Annotated in this window: 12 protein-coding genes and 1 tRNA gene; 6 read left to right on the top strand and 7 right to left on the bottom strand. The window is 67.7% G+C overall.

Annotated features, from left to right (window positions below):
* Positions 1-74: 74 nt before the first annotated feature.
* The 3 genes from EWE75_RS11290 to recJ all read right to left on the bottom strand — a co-directional run bounded on the left by EWE75_RS11290 (position 75) and on the right by recJ (position 4,322).
* Positions 75-2,087 (bottom strand): type I restriction-modification system subunit M, encoded by a 2,013-nt coding sequence (locus EWE75_RS11290; RefSeq protein WP_130157464.1) that lies wholly within the window; start codon positions 2,085-2,087, stop codon positions 75-77.
* Positions 2,088-2,419: 332 nt separating this feature from the next.
* A tRNA-Glu gene (locus EWE75_RS11295) sits at positions 2,420-2,494 on the bottom strand.
* Positions 2,495-2,555: 61 nt separating this feature from the next.
* Complete coding sequence (gene recJ / locus EWE75_RS11300; RefSeq protein WP_130157583.1) at positions 2,556-4,322, bottom strand: single-stranded-DNA-specific exonuclease RecJ; 1,767 nt, start codon at positions 4,320-4,322, stop codon at positions 2,556-2,558.
* A 401-nt stretch (positions 4,323-4,723) separates the two neighbouring features.
* Between recJ and EWE75_RS11305 the strand changes: the two genes are divergently transcribed.
* A complete protein-coding gene (locus EWE75_RS11305; protein WP_231708314.1) occupies positions 4,724-7,039 on the top strand; it encodes a TonB-dependent receptor in 2,316 nt (771 codons plus the stop codon).
* 35 nt (positions 7,040-7,074) lie between these two features.
* Here the strand turns inward: EWE75_RS11305 and EWE75_RS11310 are convergent, their stop codons facing one another.
* Positions 7,075-7,935, bottom strand: a complete 861-nt coding sequence (locus EWE75_RS11310) for a LysR family transcriptional regulator (RefSeq protein WP_130157468.1) — start codon at positions 7,933-7,935, stop codon at positions 7,075-7,077.
* Positions 7,936-8,055: 120 nt separating this feature from the next.
* Between EWE75_RS11310 and EWE75_RS11315 the strand changes: the two genes are divergently transcribed.
* The 5 genes from EWE75_RS11315 to EWE75_RS11335 all read left to right on the top strand — a co-directional run bounded on the left by EWE75_RS11315 (position 8,056) and on the right by EWE75_RS11335 (position 14,453).
* Positions 8,056-8,937 carry an SDR family oxidoreductase gene (locus tag EWE75_RS11315; RefSeq protein ID WP_231708315.1) on the top strand — a complete coding sequence of 294 codons (882 nt, stop codon included), beginning with the start codon at positions 8,056-8,058 and terminating at the stop codon, positions 8,935-8,937.
* 84 nt (positions 8,938-9,021) lie between these two features.
* Positions 9,022-10,218, top strand: coding sequence for a multidrug effflux MFS transporter (locus tag EWE75_RS11320; protein WP_130157586.1), 1,197 nt, complete (start codon positions 9,022-9,024; stop codon positions 10,216-10,218).
* Complete coding sequence (locus tag EWE75_RS11325) at positions 10,215-10,895, top strand: ABC transporter ATP-binding protein (RefSeq protein ID WP_130157472.1); 681 nt, start codon at positions 10,215-10,217, stop codon at positions 10,893-10,895. The genes EWE75_RS11320 and EWE75_RS11325 overlap by 4 nt, the downstream gene beginning before the upstream one ends.
* The gene (locus EWE75_RS11330; protein WP_130157474.1) at positions 10,885-13,398 is read left to right on the top strand and encodes an ABC transporter permease; all 2,514 of its coding nucleotides are present in this window, start codon (positions 10,885-10,887) and stop codon (positions 13,396-13,398) included. Before EWE75_RS11325 ends, EWE75_RS11330 begins: the two co-directional genes overlap by 11 nt.
* Positions 13,398-14,453 carry a lipocalin-like domain-containing protein gene (locus EWE75_RS11335; RefSeq protein WP_130157476.1) on the top strand — a complete coding sequence of 352 codons (1,056 nt, stop codon included), beginning with the start codon at positions 13,398-13,400 and terminating at the stop codon, positions 14,451-14,453. The genes EWE75_RS11330 and EWE75_RS11335 overlap by 1 nt, the downstream gene beginning before the upstream one ends.
* Here EWE75_RS11335 and EWE75_RS11340 read toward each other — a convergent pair whose 3' ends face one another.
* The 3 genes from EWE75_RS11340 to kdpC are packed head-to-tail and all read right to left on the bottom strand — an operon-like array spanning position 14,454 to position 18,399.
* The gene (locus EWE75_RS11340; RefSeq protein WP_130157478.1) at positions 14,454-15,140 is read right to left on the bottom strand and encodes a response regulator transcription factor; all 687 of its coding nucleotides are present in this window, start codon (positions 15,138-15,140) and stop codon (positions 14,454-14,456) included. It lies immediately after the preceding gene.
* Positions 15,137-17,803: a sensor histidine kinase gene (locus EWE75_RS11345; protein ID WP_130157480.1), complete on the bottom strand. Its 2,667-nt coding sequence runs from the start codon at positions 17,801-17,803 to the stop codon at positions 15,137-15,139. The genes EWE75_RS11340 and EWE75_RS11345 overlap by 4 nt, the downstream gene beginning before the upstream one ends.
* Complete coding sequence (gene kdpC / locus EWE75_RS11350; RefSeq protein ID WP_130157482.1) at positions 17,800-18,399, bottom strand: potassium-transporting ATPase subunit KdpC; 600 nt, start codon at positions 18,397-18,399, stop codon at positions 17,800-17,802. The genes EWE75_RS11345 and kdpC overlap by 4 nt, the downstream gene beginning before the upstream one ends.
* Position 18,400 lies beyond the last annotated feature (1 nt).

An 18,400-nucleotide genomic window follows, 5' to 3' on the forward strand; every position in this document is an offset into this window, starting at 1 on the left:
CCAGCCATGGGGCAGAACGCCTATTGGACTGGCGGCCGTATGCGACGGGGGCGGCGGCAACATGTCTGACGGGGTCACGAGGCGACATCCTGTAGGAGGGCCGCTATGCTGGCTTCGATCGTCTTCAGTTCTGCCGACAGTTCCTCAAGGGGCCGAGGTGCCTTGTAGCGATAGAAGTAGCGGTTAAAGTTGATCTCGTAGCCCACGCGACCAACCCCCTTGTCCGCGTGGTCGCGATAGCTCTGATCAACCCAGGCATCGTCGGCATACGGGGTGACCTCGCGGCCGAAGAATTCGACCCAGTGCTCCTTCAGCGGAACGAGCTCGTAGTCCCTTAGCTCTAGATCGGCCTCCGGGGCACCTTGATCGTCGAGACAGACGGTGGCCTGTTCGTCGCGCGCGGACAGCGCCGCGAGGATTGCCTTCTTAACGGGACCGCCGATCTTAATTCCGGCGCCTTTCAGCGCCTTGGCCAGTGCGTTCTCAAACGCGGGGCGATCGTTGATCCGGCTGGTCGGCAGGCGGCTTTCGACGCAGTCGATCAGGGCTTCTCGCGTCTCCGTGTCGAGCTTTAATAGGGCCTTGTCGCGGCAGAGTGCGGCGATGCCCTCTGGCGTCACCTGAAACACGAGACGGAGGGGGCGCTCGACCCTGATCTCGCGGTAGCCGAAGTCAGCGGTATCGAAGATCTTCGAGTATTCGCCCCATCCGACGGAGCCGTTCAGCATGCCGTCGAACATTCGGACGATCTCTTCCCGCGCAGCCTCGTGGATCTCGCGGCGCTTCGATCCAAGGTTTTTCCGCATGCTGCGCCAGAAACGATCGGCCGATGCGTCAATTAGCTGGACCTTACCCTGTCGGCGCTTCTCCTTGCGGTTGGTCAGGATCCAGGCGTAGGTCTGGATGCCCGTGTTGTAGAATAGGTCGGTCGGGAGCGCGATGATCGCCGCGACCAGATCCTGCTCGAACAGCCAGCGCCGGATTTCGCTTTCCCCCGAGCCTGCGCCGCCCGTGAACAAGGGGGAGCCGTTCATGACTATACCGATCTGCGACCCCAGCTCGTCGTCACGCATTTTGCCGATCATGTGCTGCAGAAACAGCAGCTGGCCATCCGATATCCGTGGCAGCCCGGCGCCAAACCGGCCCTCGTGCCCCAGATCCCTGGCTTCCACCTTGATGGGATCGGCGTATTTTTTCCAATCCACACCATAGGGCGGATTGGATACCAAATAATGGAACTTACCGTTCTTGTGGGCATCCTGCGTCAGCGTGTTGCCGAATGCGATCTGCTCAGGGTCATGCCCTGTGATGAGCATGTCCGAGCGGCAGATGGCGTAGGATTCGGGATTGATCTCCTGTCCGTAGAGTTCGACGCGGACGCTTTCGTTCAACTCCTTGATCTCGGCTTCGCAGATGGACAGGATGCCGCCCGTCCCGCATGCCGGATCATACACCGTACGGATGACGCCACGGCCGGTCAGCGCCTTGTCGTTGGCCAGCAGAAGTTCGACGATGAGGTGGATGACCTCACGGGGGGTAAAATGCTCGCCCGCCGTCTCATTTGACTGCTCGGAAAAGCGGCGGATCAGCTCCTCGAAGACATAGCCCATCTCAAGGTTCGATACGTCGGTCGGAGATACGTCGAGCTTCGTGAATTCCTCGAAGACGTGCCAGAGGATTTCGGCATCGCTAAGCCGCTTCAGTGACTCCGTGAACAGGAACTTGTCGACGAATATGTCCTTCACCCCCGCAGAGAAACCCATGACGTAGCTGACGAGGTTGCGATGAAGATCGCCGGGGTTCTGGCCCTTGATGCGGGCAAACGACAACTCAGTCGTGTTGTAGACCTTTGCGCCCGCGGCATCGAACAGGATCATATCCTTTGTCGCCCCGTCGATGCCATCGGGCAACGTGCTGGCCACGGCGATCACGTCGGCACGAGTGGGCTCAAGCAGTTGGTCGAGGCGGCGCAGGATCGTGAACGGCAGAATGATGCGGCCATAATCGGTTTGACGGAAATCGTGCCGCAACAGGTCCGCGATCCCCCACGTGAAATTCGCTAGCCGCCGGACCTTATCATTCAACATTACGCAACTGCCCCCTTTTTGCCGGGGTATAGGATGGCGCTTACCGAACGGCAAAGACCCTGTGGTTATGCCGGTGAAGGGGCATGAGCGACTTCTTCATCCGGGGGGATAGATGGTCAGTCCCAACCGCTTCATCGGATCGTCACAACGATCCTAGATGTGAGATTTCATTGGGCTCAGCCCCCGAAGGGATCGTCAAAGAATCGAAACCGATCGCTCACGGCATGCCAAATCATGCCACCAAAGCCGTAAAGAAGTGTGGGACGGAAAGTGGGAACAACTTTGAGCAGATCGCCGAAATCCGTACTATCTCGCCGCATTCCGCTTGACGATGGTGACCCCTACGGGATTCGAACCCGTATTTCAGCCGTGAAAGGGCCGCGTCCTAACCCTTAGACGAAGGGGCCATGCCTGTTGCCGGGCGGGCGTTGGGCGCTGCTAGGGAAACACGCGCCTTCGGTCAAGTCTCTAATCCGCCCAGGCGGCATCGTCGAGGTGCAACTCCGCCGCTGGCCTGGCGCCCCAGTCGTCGATCTTGGCGCGTCCGGCGAGCCACAGCTTGCGGTGCGGTGGTGCGCCCAGCAGCGCTTGGCCCAGCAATGTATCGGCGGCGCGGAACGCTACGGTCTTGAGCGGCCGGCCGTCATCGCCGCTGGCGATCGCGCGAACGTGGCCGTTGCCGACGATATCGGCCTTGATGATCCGCACCGGCCCGGCGGCGATGCGTGGTGCGGGCCAGCCCATGCCGTAGGGGCCGCCGGCCTCCATCGACTCGACCAGCGCCGGGTTCACCCCACCCGGCGCGAGCAGGGCATCGACCAGCAACGCGCGGTCGCCGATCGAGCGGGTCACCGCCGCTTCGAGTCGCTCCTCCAGAAAGTCCGAGAACGCCTCCAGCCGGTCCTCCGCGATCGTCAGCCCTGCCGCCATCGCATGGCCGCCGCCCGCCACAAGAAGACCGCTGTCCTTCGCCGCCAGCACGCCGGCACCAAGATCGACGCCGGTGATCGAGCGGCCCGATCCCTTGCCGACGCCCGCATCGTCCAGCGCGATGACGATCGCGGGCCGGCCGTATTTTTCCTTGAGCCGCCCGGCGACGATACCGATCACGCCGGGATGCCAGCCGCGCCCGGCGACCACCATCACCGCGCGGTTGCCCTTGTGGACCGCGATCTCCTCTGCCGCTTCCTGCACCTGCGCCTCGATCGCGCGGCGGTCCTCGTTCAAGCGGTCGAGCTCGGCGGCGATCGCCTCGGCCTCGGCGGGGTCGCGCGTCGTCAGCAGCCGCACGCCGAGATCGGATTTGCCGACTCGCCCGCCGGCGTTGATGCGTGGCCCCAGCGCGAAGCCGAGATCGGAACACACCGCCGCGCGCTTCATCCGCGCCGCGTCCGCCAAGGCGCCGAGGCCGATGTTACGACGTTGCCCCATCACCTTGAGGCCCTGCGCCACGAACGCGCGGTTGAGGCCCTTCAACTGCGCGACATCCGCGACGGTGCCGAGCGCAACCAGATCGAGCAGGTCGAGCAATCGTGGCTCGGCCCGGCCCGCAAAATACCCCCGCGCGCGCAGTGTCCGCACCAGCGCAGCGCCGAGCAGGAACGCCACGCCCACCGCCGCGAGGTGCCCGTGCGCCGCGCCCTCGGTCTCATCGAGTCGGTTGGGGTTCACCAAAGCATGTGCATGCGGCAGCGCCGTCGCGCATTTGTGGTGATCGACCACGATCACATCGACTCCGGCCACGCGCGCCATCTCGAGCGCTTCGAACGCCTGCGCGCCGCAATCGACCGTGACGATCAAGCTGGCACCTTCCTGCGCCAGCCGCACCAGCGCCTCGCCCGACGGGCCATAGCCCTCCATCAGCCGGTCGGGGATATAGGCACGCGCCTCCAGCCCGAGATCGCGCAGCAGCAGGATCATCAGCGCGGCGGAGGTCGCGCCATCGACGTCGTAATCGCCGAAGATCGTCACCTGCTCGCCGGCCTGCACCGCATCGGCGAGTCGCGCGGCGGCGCGGTCCATGTCCTGGAAGATCGACGGATCGGGCATGAAGGCGCGGATGCTCGGGGAGCGGTGCGCGTCGAGCGCGTCGCGTGGGCAGCCGCGCGCGAGCAACAGATGCGTGACGAGATCGTCGGGCGCGAAACCGGGGTCGCGCGCGTCCGCCGCCAGCATCCGCCAGCGCCACGGCTGGCCGAGGATCGAGCGGGTGATGTTGAGGACGGTCGGGGTCATCGCGCGCGGGGTAGGGGGCACTGCATCGCCGCGCCTTGCACCAAATCGCGGCGGGTTAACAGGCGCGCCCGCCGGTGTGGGATGAATATCACACTGCTTCGTAATCGCACCACGCAGGCGGGCGTAGGGCTGGCGCATGGCGCGATTTTGCGCGAAGGGCGCGCCGCGTTGATGAAAAGACCGCAAGGAGAGCAAGTGTTTACGGGGTTTGGCTGGCCGAACGGCAGGTCTCTCCAAAAGCAAAAGCGCTGTCATCAAAACTACACAATCCGATCCTAGCCGCGATGCAAGGGTCAGCCGCAAACACCATCGAACGCCTGTTCTTGATGAACCGGCGCGCGGTGGCGCGCGTGCGGACAAACGGCTTCGATCGCGTCGATCATTTTACCTTGGGGGTTCCCGTGTCCAACTTTACCATCCGTTCGCTTCTCTTCGTCGGCTGCGCCACCGCCGCGCTGTCGTTCGCCACTGCCGCCTCGGCGCAGGACGCGCCAGCGACCGCGACCGCCGCAGCGACCGACGGCACTTTGGGCGACATCGTCGTGACCGCCGAGCGGCGTTCGGAGAATCTCCAGAAGGTGCCGATCTCGGTCGGCGTGCTCCAGGGCAGCGACCTGCGCGACTATACCGCCGGCGGTAGCGACACGTTGCTCGAACTCGCCAACCGCGTCCCCGGCCTCTATGCCGAGACGACCACCGGCAAGATCTTCCCGCGCTTCTACATCCGCGGCCTCGGCAATATCGATTTCTACCTCGGCGCGTCCCAGCCTGTGTCGATCATCCAGGACGACGTCGTGCTCGAGCATGTCGTGCTCAAGTCGAACCCGGTGTATGACGTCGCCCAGATCGAAGTGCTGCGCGGGCCGCAGGGCACGCTGTTCGGCCGCAACACCACCGCCGGCATCATCAAGTTCGACACCAACAAGCCGACCAACGAGTTCACCGGCCGCGCGACCGCGTCCTACGGCACGTACAACACCGTCACGCTCGACGCGGGCGTCGGCGGGCCGATCGTCAAGGACGTGCTGAGCTTCCGCGTGTCTGGCCTGTACCAGCACCGCGATAACTGGATCACCAACACCTACACCGGCACGACCAGCGCAGACGGCACCACCGGCGGCAAGGATAAGCTGGGTGGCTTCGACGAGAAGGACATCCGCGTCCAGCTCGAACTGACCCCGCCGGACACCGGCTTCACCGGCCTGCTCTCGGCACATGCGCGCGATTACAGCGGTACGTCGACGATCTTCCATCGCGGCGGCATCCCCAAGGGCAGCAACGACGTAAGCAACACGCCGCGCGCGTTCGTCGGGCTCGACGAGGGCGCGGGCAACCCACAGGCGTACAAGACCTACGGCACCTCGCTGAACATGAAGAACGATTTCGGCGGCGTCACGCTGACCTCGATCAGCGCCTATGAGACCACCTCGGGCTACAGCCGTGGCGACACCGATGGCGGCGTCGCCACCAACTTCCCCGGCGGCCTGTTCTTCGGCGAGAGCCAGGGCCGGGTGCGCGATCTCGACCAGCTCACGCAGGAAGTCCGGCTGGCGAACAACAGCACCGGCCGCTTCAAATGGCAGATCGGCGGCATCTATTTCTACTCGCGTGACAACACCGAGTTCGATCAGCGCGGCTTCTTCCTGCTGCCGGGGCAGGCGGCACGCAACCCGAACAATTTCGTCCTGCTGCGCAACACCAACACGTCCTACGCTGGCTTCGGTCAGGCCAGCTATGAGATCGTCCCCAAGCTGACGATCACGGGCGGCGTGCGCGTCACCAACGACACCAAATCGACTCGCCTCGTCATCGGGCCGCACAACGCGGCTGGCGTCTCGACCTTCCCGGCGACCGCGCCGACGTTCGTCCGCCTGTCCGACACGCAGCCGAGCTGGGACGTCGCTCTCCGCTATCAGGCGAGCGACGACGTCAGCCTGTTCGCGCGCGTCGCGCACAGCTTCCGTGGGCCGACGATCCAGGGCCGCAACGCCGTGTTCAGCTCGGCGTTCGTGACGGCGGGTTCGGAAACGATCACCTCGTATGAGGCGGGCTTCAAGTCGAACCTGCTCGGCAACACGCTGCGCTTCAACGCGACCGGCTTCTACTACAAGGTCAAGAACATCCAGTTGAACGGCAACGACGCCAACAACAACGGCCTGCTGTTCAACGCCGATCAGGCGCAGGCATGGGGCGGCGAAGCGGAGCTGACCTGGCGTCCGGTGCCGAACCTGACGATGGGCCTCGGCGCGAGCGTGCTCCACACCGAGATCAACGACACGCGCGTCTACACCCCGGTTTGCAAGCTGAACGGGGTCGTCACCTGCACGGTGCTCAACCCGATGATCAATGTCGGGGCGGCGACGCTCGCGCAGATCAACGGTAACCCGCTGCCCAACGCGCCGAAATATCAGCTCGACGGCAACGCGCGCTACGACTTCCCGCTCGGCAACGGCGGCAAGCTGTTCGTCGGCGGCGACGTGACGTTGCAGGGCTACACCAGCCTCGTGCCGTACAAGACGGTCGAATACACCACGGACGGGACGTTCGAAGCGGGCCTGAAGGCGGGCTACACCGCGCCGGAAGGGGCGTATGAGATCGCCGTGTTCACGCGCAATGTCACCAACGAGAAGAACCTCAAGGGCGTGCTCGATAACTACAATGCAGCGGTGTTCAACGATCCGCGCATCGTCGGCGTGCAGCTCAGCGGCAAGTTCTGATGCCGGGCGGGGCCGTCCTTCGGGGCGGCCCCGCACTACCGCGCGACGGTGGTCAACACCTCCAGAAACGCGCGCACTTTCGAACTCGACAGCCGGCGCGTGTTCTGGAGCGCCCAGATTTCGACCGACCGGCCCTCATGCGCGCCGTGCGAGACGAGCCGGCCCGTCGCCACGTCCCCGGCGACCAGCAGCTTCGGCACCAGCGCGATCCCCGCACCGCCGATGACCGCGTCGCGCACCATCAGGAACGACGAGAAGCGTAGTCCGAAGCGCGGCGCGATCAGCCCGCCGGCGACGCGCCAGACGATGTCCGCCGGCGTGGCGATCAGCCCGACGGCCGGCACGCGTTCGAGCGCTTCGGCGCCTTCCAGTTGTAGCGTGACCGCGACACCCGGCGCGGCGACCAGCAAGCGGTCGTCTTCGAGGATGCGCCGCCCGACCAGCCGCTCGTCTGGGCTGGGATCGACCCGGATCACCAGATCATAATCCTCCTCGACCGGATCGACCTTGCGATCCTCCGCGACGATTTCGAGGTCGACTTGCGGGAAGCTGCGCACGAACGCGGCGGCGATCCCCGGCAACAGTACATGCGCCAGCACGGTCGGCGCGCTCACGCGCAGCTTGCCGGTCGGCACCGCCGCTCCCGCAGCGACCGCGCGCTCCGCCTCGACGATCTCCGCCAGCGGTCCGCGCGTGCGCTCATGCAGTGCGCGGCCTTCGGCGGTGAGCCGCAAGGTTCGCGAACCGCGATCGATCAGCCGCACGCCGAGCGCCGCCTCCAGCTCGGACACCTTGCGCGACAGGGTGGCCTTGGATCGCCCGCTGTTCCGGCTGGCGCGCCCGAAGCCGCCGTGTGTCGCCACCAGATTGAAATCGGCGAGTGCGGGAAGGTCCATCGCATGTTCCATATGTGATACGTTGCGTCCCGATCATGCCGCCTGCCCTCAGAAAACGGAACAGTTATCTTGCCTCCAGCGACATCGGGTCGCGGTTGGAGACACGAGATGGCGATTTTGGTGACAGGCAGCACGGGCCGGATCGGCACCGAGCTTTTGAACGCCCTCGACGGACAGGGCGCGGACGTTCGCGCGCTCACCCGTTCGCCCGAAACGGCACAGTTCCCGGCCGGCGTGACGGCGGTGAAGGGCGATCTCTCGGACATCGACAGCGTGCACGCCGCGCTCGACGGCGTGAGCACGTTGTTCCTGCTCACGCCCAATGTGGCCGATGAGCTGACTCAGGCGATGCTCGCGCTCAACGCGGCGCGCGATGCCGGCGTGAAGGGGGCCGGCGTGAAGGGTATCGTCTATCTGTCGGTATTTCCCGGCGAGGCATTCGCCAACCTGCCGCATTTCTCCAGCAAGGTCACGGTCGAACGCATGATCGCCGCCGAGGATTTGCCGGTGACGATCCTGCGCCCCGCCTATTTCATCCAGAACGATCTGCAGCAGAAGGACGCGCTGCTCGGCGGCGGGGTGTACGCCATGCCGATCGGCGGCAAGGGCATCTCGATGATCGATGTCCGCGACATCGCCGAAGCGGCGGCGAAGGAACTGCTGCGTCGCGAACGCGCGAGCGGACCGCTGCCGCCGGAGACCTATACGCTGGCCGGACCGGACGCGTTGACCGGTGACTCGGTGGCCTCGCTATGGAGCGCGGCGCTGGGCCGGCCGATCCATTACGCCGGCGACGATCTGACTCAGCTCGAGCAAGCGCTCAAGACGTTCGCGCCCGCCTGGCTGGTGTATGACATGCTGCTGATGATGCGCCGCTATCAGGCCGATGGCGCGGTCGCGAGCGACGCCGACATCGCCCGGCTGACTGATCTGCTCGGCCACGCCCCGCGCAGCTACCGCGATTTCGCGACCGCCGCCGCTGCGGGATGGGCGAAAGGCTGAGCCGGATCGCGGTGCAATTGCTTGTAATGTGCGGTCGGTGCCGCGAAAGGGAGCGGTATGACCGCGCCGACCGCACGCTATCCGATGAGCGAATTCGAGTTCGTCGCGTTCATCGCCGCGTTGATGGCGGTGAACGCGCTGGGTGTCGATCTGATGCTGCCAGCGCTCGCCGATATCGGGCGCGATCTCGCGATCGTCACCGCGAACGACCGGCAGTGGATCGTCACCGCCTATATCTTCGGCTTCGGCATCGGGCAGATTTTCTACGGCCCGCTGGCGGATCGGTTCGGGCGCAAGCCCGTGGTGGTGGTGGCGCTCCTGTGTTTCGTCGGAGCGGCGGTGTTCGCGGCGCATTCGGCGTCGTTCGCGGCACTGCTCGGCGCGCGGGTGTTGCAGGGGTTCACGTCGGCCGCCTCGCGCGTGCTGTCGGTGGCGATCGTGCGGGATCGCTTCTCCGGGCGGCCGATGGCGCGCACCCTGTCGGTCGCGCAGATGATCTTTTTCGTCTTCCCGATCCTCGCGCCCACCTTGGGCAGCGCCGTGCTCGCGTTCGGGCCGTGGCGGCTGATCTTCTACGCGCTCGCCACCTATACGCTGGTGGTGTTCGTCTGGGCGCTGGCGCGCTTCGCCGAGACGTTGCCGCAGGCGCGCCGCGTGCCGATTTCGCTGGCCGCCTTGCGCCAGTCCTACCGGCTGACGCTGACCGACCGTTTCTCGATCGGCTATGCGGTAAGCAGCGCGCTCACCTTCGGCGGGATCGTTTCGTTCGTCTCGTCGTCGCAGCAGATCTTCGTCGATGAATTCCACGCCGGCGGCAAGTTCACGATCCTGTTCGCGGTCTGCGCTTTCTCGATGGGGTGCGCGGCCTTTGCCAACAGTCGCCTCGTCGAACGGCTCGGCATGCGGATGATCTCGCAGAGCGCGGTGTTCGGGCTGATCGCGCTGTCGCTGGTCCATCTGGCTATCATCGCCAGCGGGCATGAGACGCTGGCCACCTACATCGTCTTCCAGGCGCTGAGCATGACGTGCATCGCCTTGTGCGGATCGAATTTCGGCACGATGGCGATGGAGCGAGTCGGTCATATCGCCGGCACCGCGTCTTCGGTGCAGGGCTTCATCGCCAGCGTCGGCGCGGTCGCGGTCGCGGCGGTGATCGGGCAATCCTATGACGGCACCACGCTGCCGCTGGCGCTCGGCTATCTCGGTATCGGCCTCGTCGCGCTGGCGCTGATCCTGTGGATCGAAGGCGGACGGCTGTTTCAGGCGCGCGCCGGCGCATGACTCTGCCGCGCCTTGATGTGCGCGCCGTCGGCAAGAGCGTGCCCGGCCCGCGCCGGCTGTTCGCGGGGCTCGATCTCGCGGTGCAGGGCGGCGAACTGGTCGCGATCCTCGGCGAATCGGGCGTGGGCAAATCGACCTTGCTCAACATCCTCGCCGGGCTCGACGACGCCGACGAAGGCACCGTCGCGATCGAGGGCATCACGCTCGGTCCGCTCGACGAGGCGGCGCGCACGCGGCTGCGCCGCGAGCGGATCGGCTTCGTGTTCCAGGCCTTTCACATCCTGCCGTATCTCACGCTCGCGCAGAACGTCGCGCTGCCGCTCGCTTTGGTGTCTTCCGACGCGCGCGCCGCGCAAACCCGCGCCGAGGCGATGCTGGAAGCGGTCGGCCTCGGCGGGCGCGGCGGCGGCTATGCGCGCGATCTTTCGGGCGGCGAGTTGCAGCGTGTCGCCATCGCCCGCGCGCTCGTCCACGCGCCCGCGCTGATCCTCGCCGACGAACCGACCGGCAACCTCGATCCCGAGACCGCCGCGCGCGTGCTGGCATTGTTCGGCAGCGCGGTGCGCGAGCGTGGCGCGGCCGGCGTGATCGTCACCCATTCCGATGCGACCGCCGCCATAGCCGATCGCGTGTTGACGCTGACGGCCGAGGGGCTGGTGGAGCGCCGTGGCCGCTGAACCGGGGCTTTGGTCGGGCCGGCTCGCGCTTGGCTGGCTGATCGGCGGCGAGTGGCGCTTCCATCCGGGCCGCTTCCTGCTGACGGCGGTGGCGATCGCGGTGGGGGTGGCGCTGGGCTTCGCGGTCCATCTCATCAACGGCTCGGCGCTTGCCTCGTTCGACGGCGCGGTGCGCGGGGTCGGCGGCGGCGCTGAGTTGTCAGTGCGCGCGACCAGCCCGCTCGGCTTCGATGAGCACCTCTACCCCCGCGTGGCGCGTGCCGTCGGCGTGCGCGACGCCAGCCCGGTGGTGAAGCTCGATGCGCGCATCGGCACCGCGCGGCTGACTTTGCTCGGCCTCGACGTGATCCGTGCCGCTGCCGTCACGCCAGCGCTGATCGGCATCGCGCCCGAACGGGGCAACGACACGATGTTCGCTGAAGATGCCGTGTTCCTGTCGCGCGCCGCGCTCGCGCAGGCGGGCACGCGGATCGGCGCGCGCGTAACCGTCACCGCCAACGGGCGAAGCGTGCCGCTGCGGATCGCCGGCACGCTGCCCGGCGCGGGCGATACCGCGTCGCTCGCGGTGATCGACATCGCCGCCGCGCAGTGGCGCTTCGGGCGGCTCGGCAAGCTCGACCGGATCGATCTCGCCGTCTCGGACCGTGCCGCCGCCGAGGCCGCACTCGCGAACCTGCCAGATGCGAGCCTCTCCGCCGCCGAGGCGCAGAACGCGCAGGGCGATGCTCTGTCGCGCGCCTACCGGGTCAATCTCGACATGCTCGCCTTGGTCGCGCTGCTCACCGGCGGCTTCCTCGTTTATTCGGCGCAGTCGCTGTCGGTGGCGCGTCGCCAACGCGCCTTCGCGCTGCTCCGCACGCTCGGCATGCCGCGCGGCGGCGTGGTCGCGGCGGTCGCGGTTGAGGGGCTGGCGATCGGCGTAGTCGGCGCGGGCGTTGGCCTCGCGGCGGGCTATGCGATGGCATGGGCGGCGCTGCACTGGTTCGGTGGCGATCTCGGCGCAGGCTATTTCGGCGGCGGCACGGTGCGGCTCGCCTTCCAGCCCGGCGCGGCGTTCGGCTTCTTCGCGCTCGGCCTCGCCGCCGCCGCGCTCGGCAGTGCCATACCCGCGCGGCTGGCGGCACGCGCCGCACCCGCCGCCGCGCTCAAGAACGCCGGCGACGTGCTCGATCCGCGCGCGCGTGTCGCATGGTGGCCGGCGGCGGTGTTGCTGGTCGTCGGCGGCGCGGTGACCTTGCTGCCGCCGGTCGGCGGGCTGCCGCTGTTCGGCTTCACCGGCATGGCGCTGCTGCTCGCCGGCGGTGTGGCCGGGGTGCCGTGGTTCGCGCGCGTACTGCTGACCCCGCTCGCACGGCGGAGCGGCGCCTCTGTGCCGCGCCGGCTCGCGATCCGCCACCTCCACGGCGCGCCCAATGACGCTGCGACGGCTTTGTGCGGCATCGTCGCTTCGACCGCGCTGATGATCGCGATGGCGACGATGATCACCAGTTTTCGCGGCGCGGTCGATGATTGGCTCGGTCAGGTACTCGGTGCCGACCTCTATCTGCGCACGAACGCGGGCGCGGTGTTCGATCCCGCCGCGCAAGCCCGGCTCGCCGCGACCCCCGGCGTCGCCCGCGCCGCGTTCAGCCGCCAACTCCCGCTGACGATCGCGCCCGATCGCCCGCCGATCACGCTGATCGCCCGCCCCGAGCAAGGCACGCGTGATCCGTTGCGCGTCCTGATCGCGCCCGCCGTGCCGCTCCCGCCCGGCGCGCGTCCGGTCTGGGTGTCGGAACCGGCGCAACGGCTCTACGGCTGGAACCCCGGTGACAGTCTGACCCTGCCGATTGGCGGCGGCGCGCGCTTCACCGTCGCGGGGGTGTGGCGCGATTACGGGCGGCAGACCGGCGCGGTGCTGGTCGATGCGCAGGACTATCAGCGCCTCACCGGCGACACCGGCCGCGACGAACTCGCGGCGATGCTGCGCCCCGGCGCCGATGCCGGAGCCGTAACCGCCGCGATACAGGCGCGGCTGCCGGCGGATCTGCGCGATCAGGTCGAGATCACCCGGCCAGCCACGCTGCGCCGCTTCGCGCTGACGTTGTTCGATCGCAGTTTCGCCGTCACCTATCTGCTCGAAGCGATTGCCATCCTCGTCGGTCTCGCCGGCGTCGCCGCGACCATCTCGGCGCAGACGATGGCGCGCGAGCGCGAGTTCGGCATGCTCCGCCACCTCGGTCTCACCCGCCGCCAGCTCACCGCGATGCTCGCGACCGAAGGCGCTTTGGTCGGGCTGACCGGCGCGCTCGCCGGCATCGCGCTCGGGCTGGTGCTGGCGCAAGTGTTGATCCACGTCATCAACCCGCAGTCGTTCAACTTCACGATGAGCACGCGAATTCCGCTCGGCACGCTCGCGGCGGTGGCGGCGGCGCTGTCGGGCGCGGCGGCGGCGACCGCGATCCTCGCCGGTCGTCGCGCGACCGCGCGCGGGGCTGTGCAATCGGTTCGGGAGGATTGGTGATGCTGCGCTGGATATTCGGCCTCGCGCTTGCCGCCGCCGCGCCGGCCGCGACGCCCTATCCGGTGGTCCAGCCCGGCATCGTGCTGCGTTTTCCGCAAGACCACGGCGCGCATCCCGCGTTCCGCACCGAATGGTGGTATGTCACCGGCTGGCTGCGCACCGCGCGCGGCGGCGATCTCGGCTTCCAGGTGACGTTCTTCCGCACCCGCCCGCAGACCGACCCGCGCAACCCGAGCCACTTCGCGCCAACGCAGGTGTTGTTCGCGCACGCCGCTCTGTCCGACCCGAAGACCGGCCGCCTGCTCCACGGCGAGCGCGCCGCCCGCGCCGGCTTCGGGTTGGCGCAGGCGCGAGCAGGGGACGCCGATGTCGCGATCCGCGACTGGCGGATGCGGCGGCTTCCTGACGGGCGCTGGGCGACTGAGGTCAACGCCGATGGTTTCGCGCTGACGCTGGCGCTCAGCCCGCCCCAGCCGCCGCTGCCGCAAGGGCAGGGGGGCTACAGCCGCAAGGGTCCGCGCCCAGAAGAGGCGAGCTATTATTACTCGATCCCGCATCTGCGCGTCAGCGGCCGCGTGACGCGGGGCAACGCGGTCGAGCCGGTGACCGGCGAGGCGTGGCTCGATCGCGAATGGTCGTCCGACTATCTGGCGCCGCAAGCGCAGGGGTGGGACTGGACTGGCCTCAACTTCGACGACGGCAGCGCGCTGATGGCGTTCCGCATCCGCCGCAAGGGGGGCGGCACGCTCTGGGCGGGTGGCGCCTTCCGCCGCGCCGACGGTATGCGGACGGTGTTCGCCCCCGGCGACGTGTCGTTCCGCCCGCTCGCCACCTGGCGCAGCCCCGCCACCGGCGCGACCTATCCGGTCGCGCAGCAGCTCAGCGTGCGGCTGGCCGACGGCATCCACCGCTGGCGCCTGCAACCGTTGTTCGCCGCGCAGGAACTCGACACCCGCCGCAGCGGCATGCCGGTCTATTGGGAAGGCGCGGTGCGGACGCAGGGCGGGCGCGGCTATCTCGAACTGACCGGCTACGACAAGCCGCTGGCGATGTAATCACCCCGGCGTCAGCAGCCGGTATCCCACGCCGAGTTCGTTCGCGACCACCGAACCGATCGCATCGGCCGCTTCGATCTTCTGTCGCAAATTGCGGATGACGATGCGCAGATACTCGATCTTGCGGTCATGATCGAGCGGCCACGCCGCCGCGAGGATGCGCTGGTGCGTCACCACGCGCCCCGGCGCTTCGGCGAGGCACGCCAGCACGTCATATTCCTTGCGCGTCAGATGCACCTCTTCGCCCGCGCGGCGGACGCGGCGGTGTTCGAAATCGATCTCGACGTCGCCAGCGCGCAGCGTCTTCGGCTTCGGACGATGGCCGGTGTGGCGCAACGCCACCCGCAGCCGTGCGAGCAATTCCTCCGAATCGAACGGCTTGGTGACATAGTCGTCGGCGCCGAGATCGAGCGCGGCGACCTTCTGATCGGTCTCGTCACGCGCCGAAACGACGAGGATCGTCGCCTCACCCATCTTGCGCAGCAACGGCACCAGCGAAAGCCCGTCACGGTCAGGCAGGCCGAGATCGAGCAGGATCGCGGTCGGCGCATGCCGTTCCGCCGCCTTGAGCGCTTCGCCGCCATTCGCCGCCTCGACCACAGTATAGCCGGCGCGTTCGAGCGTGTTGCGCAGCAGCCGGCGGATCGATTGCTCGTCATCGACGACGAGGATGGTGGCGTCGCTCACAGGATCAAATCTCCGTCGCTGTCGCGGACCAGCAGCGCTTTCGGGAAGATCAGCCGGAAGTCTGCGCCGGTGCCATCCTCGCGGTTGCCGGCGCGCACCGCCATGCCCATCGCCTCTGCGAACGCCTTGACGATGGCGAGGCCAAGCCCGGTGCCGCCGATCTGGCGGTCCGATCCCTGCAACCGCCGGAACGTCTCGAACACCTCGCTCTCGCGCCCCGGCGGGAGGCCCGGCCCCTGATCGAGCACCGACAGCGTCAGCGTGTCGTGGCGATGCACCCCGCGCACCGTCACCGGCGTACCCGGATCGGCATAGCGGCCGGCATTGTCGAGCAGGTTGAGCAGGCAATGGTGGAGCAATTGCGGATCGACCCGCACCAGCGGCAGATTGGGCGGCACCTCGAGCACGATCGCATGCCCCTCCAGCGCGCGCCGCGCGTCCTGCGCCGCGCCGGCGACGGCATCGGACAGATCGACCGGCTCGAGCGCCAGCGTCAGCGCGCCCGCTTCGACTCGCGCCATGTCGAGCAGATTGGCGACGAAGCGGTTGAGCCGCGCCGATTCGCTCTGGAGCGTGGCGATCAATTCGGGCGTCGCGCCCTGATCGAGCTGGCCGGCGGCGGCGATCATCGCGGTCAGCGGCGTGCGCAGATCGTGGCTCACCGAGGAGAGCAGGGCCGCGCGCAGCCGGTCGCGCTCGCGCAGGCGATCGACGTCGCGCATGTCCGCCTCCAGCCGCAACCGTTCGAGCAAAAGCGCGGCCTGGTCGATCAGCCCGGTCAGCAGCGGCAGTTGGTCGGCGCGCAGCGGTTCGGCGCTGTCGTCGCGCGCCATGCCCAGCACCGCCAGCGTCCGCTCGCCCGCGCGCATCGGCCGGAACAGCCATTCGGAGGCGGCGAGCGTGTCCGATCCGCGCCCGGCCGGCGTGCCGGTGTCGAGCGCCCATTGCGCGGCGGCGAGTTCCATCGTCTCCAGCCGCACCTCGGTATTGGCGGCTTGGAGGACGAGGCCGGTGCCGGTCGGGGCGGGGACGAGCAGCATCGTGCGGAAATCGAACAGCCGCCCGATCTCCTCGCAGATCGCGCGCGACAGCGCTTCGGCATCGTTGATCGCGCCAAGCTGGCGCAGGAACCCGGCGAGCGCGGCATTGGCGCGCGCGCTGGCGGCGGCGAGATCGGCCTGCGCGCGCACCCGCGAGGTAAGCTGGCTGGTCGCCAGCGCCACGCCGAGCAGCACCAGCACCGAGATGACGTTCTCGGGGTTGTTGATCGTCAGCGTGCCCGTCGGCGGCAGGAAGAAGAAATTATAGGCGAGCGACGACAGCACCCCCGCGAACAGCCCGGTGCGCAGCCCGAACAGGCTCGCCGCCGCCATCACCGGCAGCAGATACAGCAAGGCGACGTTGCCGAGGTTGAGGATGTGGAACAGCCCGTTGGCGAAGGCGGTGACGCCGCCGACCATCAGCGCGGTCCACGCATAGCCGGCGCGGCTGCCCCAATGGCCGGGGCGAAGCCGCAGCTTGGGTGCGGTCGCGCCCTCGATCGGCAGGACATGCACCGCCACGCCCGGCGTCTCGCGCACCAGCCGATCGACCACCGAGCCGTGGCGAAGCTCGAACCAGCGCGAGCGTACCGATTTGCCGACGACGAGCTGGGTCGCGCGCGCGTTCGCCGAAAACGCCTTCAGCCCCTCGATCACCGAAGCCGCCGGCACCGTCGCGGCGGCCGCGCCGAGCTGCGTGGCGAGGTTGAGCACCTTGGCGATCTGACGATGTTCGTCGTCGCTGAACCCCTGCGTGCGCGGCGTTTCGACATGCACGGCTGTCCAGGGCGCGTGCAGCGCGTCGGCGATCCGCTTGGCGGCGCGCACCAGCCCCTCGGCGCCGGGCACCTCGCTGACCGCGACGACGATCCGCTCGCTTCCCGCCCAGGTGCCGCCGACGCCGAGCGCGCGGACATGTTCGAGCATTTGCACATCGACCGCCTGCGCCGCACGCCGCAGCGCCAGTTCGCGAAGCGCCGACAGGTTCGATTTGGAGAAGAAGTGCGACAGCGCCCGCGTCGCCTCCTGCGGCAGATAGACCTTGCCATCCTTCAGCCGCTCGATCAGCTCGTCGGGCGGGATATCGACCACCTCGATCTCGGCGTTTTCGAGAATGCTGTCGGGCACCGTCTCGCGCACCCGCACGCGTGTGAAGGAGGCGACGACATCGTTGAGGCTCTCGACATGCTGGATGTTGAGCGTCGAATAGACGTCGATCCCGGCATCGAGCAGTTCGACGACATCCTGATAGCGTTTGGGATGGCGGCTGCCCGGCGCATTGGTATGGGCGAGCTCGTCGACCAGCACGAGCCGGGGGCTGCGCGCGAGGATCGCGTCGAGGTCCATTTCCTGGAGCGTCCCGCCGGCATGGGCGACGGGACGGCGCGGTACGATTTCATAGCCGCGCGTCAGTTGTTCGGTCTCGACCCGCCCGTGCGTCTCGACCACGCCGATGACGACGTCCACGCCGGCCTTGATACGGCTGCGCCCGTCGCTCAGCATCTCGAAGGTCTTGCCGACGCCGGGCGCCGCCCCGAGGAAGATCTTCAGCCGCCCCTTACCCTCCTGCGCCGCCTGGCGCAGCAGGGCATCGGGGGAGGGGCGGCCGGTCGTGTCGGTCAACGCGTGCGCCCAACACCATCAGGGGCGACACCATCAAGCGCGCGGTTGAGCGCGAGGACGTTGACATGCGGCTCACCGACCACGCCGAGCAGCGGTTGTTCGACATGATCCATCACGAGCGCACGCACCTTTTCGACCGGCAGGTTGCGTACCTTAGCGATACGCTGTGCCTGATACAAAGCCGCCTCGGGGCTGAGATCGGGATCAAGCCCCGAGGCAGAGGCCGTCACCAGATCGGCGGGGACTTTGGTCCCTGGTGCGGAAGGCTTGGCGGCGGCGACATCGGCACGCACGCGGTCGACAAGCGCCTGCGAGGTCGGGCCGTAGTTCGAACCGGACGAGGCGAGGCCGTCATAGCCTTTGCCCGCCGCCGAAGGACGTGTCTTGAAATAGCGATCGCTGGTGAAGGCCTGACCGATCACGGTCGAGCCGATCACCTTGCCGCCTTGCGAGATCAGGCTGCCATTGGCCTGGCTCGGGAAGATCGTCTGGCCGATGCCGGTCAGCGCGAGCGGATAGGCGATGCCCAGCAGCAGCGCGAACAGCAGGGTCATGACGAGCGCGGGACGAAGTGCGGATGTGATGTCGTTGCCCATG

It is taken from the genome of Sphingomonas populi (genome assembly GCF_004208535.1).
Classification (GTDB): Bacteria; Pseudomonadota; Alphaproteobacteria; order Sphingomonadales; family Sphingomonadaceae; genus Sphingomonas; species Sphingomonas populi.